The organism is Micromonospora sp. NPDC002411 (assembly GCF_053592955.1).
This window is the reverse complement of sequence record NZ_JBSFBM010000526.1, coordinates 1-3089: the sequence shown is the minus strand read 5'-3', so window position 1 is coordinate 3089 and position 3089 is coordinate 1. Positions and strand designations below refer to the sequence as shown.

General features: G+C 69.5%; 2 pseudogenes. Both read right to left on the bottom strand.

Features of this window, described 5'->3' with window-relative positions:
- Positions 1-1970: pseudogene (locus tag ACWCO3_RS33325) on the bottom strand (hypothetical protein); the annotation flags it as partial.
- A 45-nt stretch (positions 1971-2015) separates the two neighbouring features.
- A pseudogene (locus ACWCO3_RS33320) lies at positions 2016-3089 on the bottom strand (hypothetical protein); the annotation flags it as partial.

The window sequence follows — 3089 nt, the reverse complement described above, 5'->3', positions numbered from 1 at the left end:
CCGGACGGAATCCGACCGGACAGATCCACCGCCCGACCCGTGTTCGGCGCGAACGAGCCACCGACGCTGCGGGTGTCCAACACCCGCGACGGAGCCACCGACCGGAACCCCGACCCACTCGCCGAGTAGTACCCCTGCAGATCCGCGACGACGTGAACCGTACCGCTGGACTTGTTGACGATCACCACAGCGCTGGTCTTCAGCACCGCCACGGTGGCCAGGTTCGGCACTGTCTCACCGGCGACAAAGTTGACGCTCGAGGAGTTGGTTGGTTCGCCTTCCGGATACACCTGCAGGAAACCGGCGGAAGTCGGCTGGGTCGCTGTCACGTTCAGCACCACGGCGCTGACGTCCTTCTCCGGCACCCCGTTCAGCGGGTTGATCGGCAGCGTGACCGCCTGGTTCGGCGGGATCGGCACTGTCGGATACCCACCGATCCCGGCACGGGTGTCGAGCACCCGTTTCGGTGACACCGGCGTGTAGGCGGCACCCAGCACCAGGCAGGTCGTCGTCGGGGTCTCCCGGAACTGGCGGAAGTCGTTGAGGCTGACCTGGTGGGCCTCGCACACCCGGCCGGCACGGGGGAACCGGTGGTCCTCCGACCCGAGCGGGAGCACCCGACGGTTGGACTCATCGCTCCAGTTGCGCGATACCTTGCCCAACGGACCGTCGGTCGTCCACGCGGTGGTGATGGAAAGCTCGGCGGTCACATCGAGGTGCGTGCCGCCCGCCTTCCGCCGGATCGGCAGCTCTTTGACCGTCACCGGCCCCTGGGCCTCGACGGCACCCCGGTCGTGGTAACCCGAGCCCGTGCCGGTGTTCGTCTTCGCCGGGTCGTCCGTGTGCGGGTTGTCCAACAGGTCGGTGCGGGACACACCCTCGGCGGTGGCATCGGCCGAGTCGACGGCGGGTGAGTTCGGGGCGATCTCGTAGTACGGCCGGTCGTACGCGTCCGTCGACCGCAGCCAGGGGGTGGCGGCGATGTCGTGCGCGCCCTGACCGGTGGCAGCGACGAACTCGGGCAGGCTGGTGTACTCGGCGGCACTCCACCGGTACAGCGGACCGCCGCTGGCCGGCTCGATCAGGTTGTAGTCCGCCACTGTCTGCGCGACGCTGCCGGCGGAGACGGCGATGGCGGTCGCCTCGGAGGGCACCTCGCACGCCACCGCGTCACTGAGCGGGCCGGTGGCGGTCTCCAGGATGTTGTTCCGGATCGACACCCCCGGCGACGTGCCGGTGACGTCCACGGCGAGGGTGCAGTCGGTCTCCAGCGTGTTGCCGACGATCTTCGTGCCCGGCGCGTCCCGCACGGTGATCCCGCTCTGGGTGAAGGTGCTCGCGGTAACCAGCGCACCGCGCACCCCCGCATCCACCACCAGGCCGCTGCCCGGACGGAAGGCGCCACGACTCACCGTCACGTCCGCGGAAGCGCCGGTGATCCGGACCGCACCCCGGGCGTCGTACTCGGAAGTGACAAGCCGGTCGAGGGTGATGCGGGACGAACCGTCGACGAGGACGGCCTCGGCCGTGCCGTCACCGAACGCCAGGAAGCCATCGAGGACCACGTCGTGGACGCCGCGAAGAGTGAACGCGCTCTCGCTGCCGTTGGCGCCGCGTCGCTTGCCCACCTTGACGACGGTGGTGCTGCGACCCGGCCCGTTCACGGCCCGGAAGGTGATCGGCGCACCTTCCGTCCCCGAACGGGTGATCACCACGGACTCCCGGTAGTCACCGGGCCGAACCAGGACCGTCTGTCCAGGCTGGACGACGTCCGCGGCTCGGGAGACGGTGCAGAAAGGGCTGGATGCACTGCCGTCGCCGTTGTTCGAGCAGTTGGCCGAGTCGACGTACCACTCGGTGGTGGCGGCGACGGACGCGGGAGCGGCGGCGGCCGGCACCGCCGGGACCACCAGGCCCGCGCCAACGGTGAGTGGTACGAGCGCGAATCGCGCCAGTACAGATCGGTTCATCAAGCTTTTCCCAAGGTAGGTGGCTCTGAGAGCGGACAGATCAGGTCAGGACGCGGCGGCGATGAAGTAGCCCGCCTGGTCGACGATGACGTGCGACGTACCCCCGCTGTTGTGGAAGAGGTCGACGCCGGAGCCCACGGCAACCACCGCGGCGTTCGACGCTGTCTCGCGGGCGACGAAGTTGACGTTCGAGGCGGTGGGGCGCTGCCCGCCGCCCGGGTGCACGGTGAGCACGCCCGGTGTGGTCGGCGCGGTGACTGTCACGTTCCCCAGCAGGGCGGTCGGGGCGGGGCAGGCCGGGTTGCAGATCGCCTCGCTGCGGAACGGTGCGAACCGGACGGTCTCGCGGGCAGCGAGCGGAGCCGGGGTACGGCCGGGAAGCCCGACGCTGTACCGGGAGTCGACGATCCGCTTCGGTGTCATCGGTACGAACGTCTGGGTGGCCTCCGGGCTGAACCAGCCGGCCAGGTCCGCGACCACGTGCGTGGTGCCGGAGCTGTTGTTGAAGATGTTGATCTCGCCGTTCGACAGCTGAACGGTGACCAGGTTGGGGATGGTCTGCCCGGCGACGAAGTTGAGGCTGGACGCGGCCGGTGCCACCGAGCCGTACGGGTAGACGGTGAGCACACCGCTGGTGGTCGGTGCGGTGACCGTCACGGAGAGGACGACCGCGGTCGCGGTGGCGGGCAGCCGGCCGGAGAAGTCGAGGGTTCGGGTGCCCTTGGCCGGGATCGGGGCTCCCCCGCTGTCCCGCGTGTCCAGAACCCGCGTCGGTGGCACCGACGCGAAGCCGGAACCGGTAGCGGCGTAGAAGCCCTGGAGGTCGGCGACCAGGTGGACGGTTCCCGAGCCGGCGTTGCGCAACATCACCGACCCGTTGCGGACCGGCACGGTGACCTGGTTCGGCACCGTCTCCCCGGCGACGAAGTTGACGCTTGACGCGTCACTCGATTCGCCGCCCGGAGAGACACTGATGAAGCCGGCGGAGGTCGGCTGGGTCACCGTCACGTTGAGCACGACAGCGCTGATGTCCGTGTCCCGGACACCGCCGATGATGCCGATCGGCAGTTCGATCATTCCGAAGCCCGCCACCGGCCCGGCAGTGGACACACCGATCGG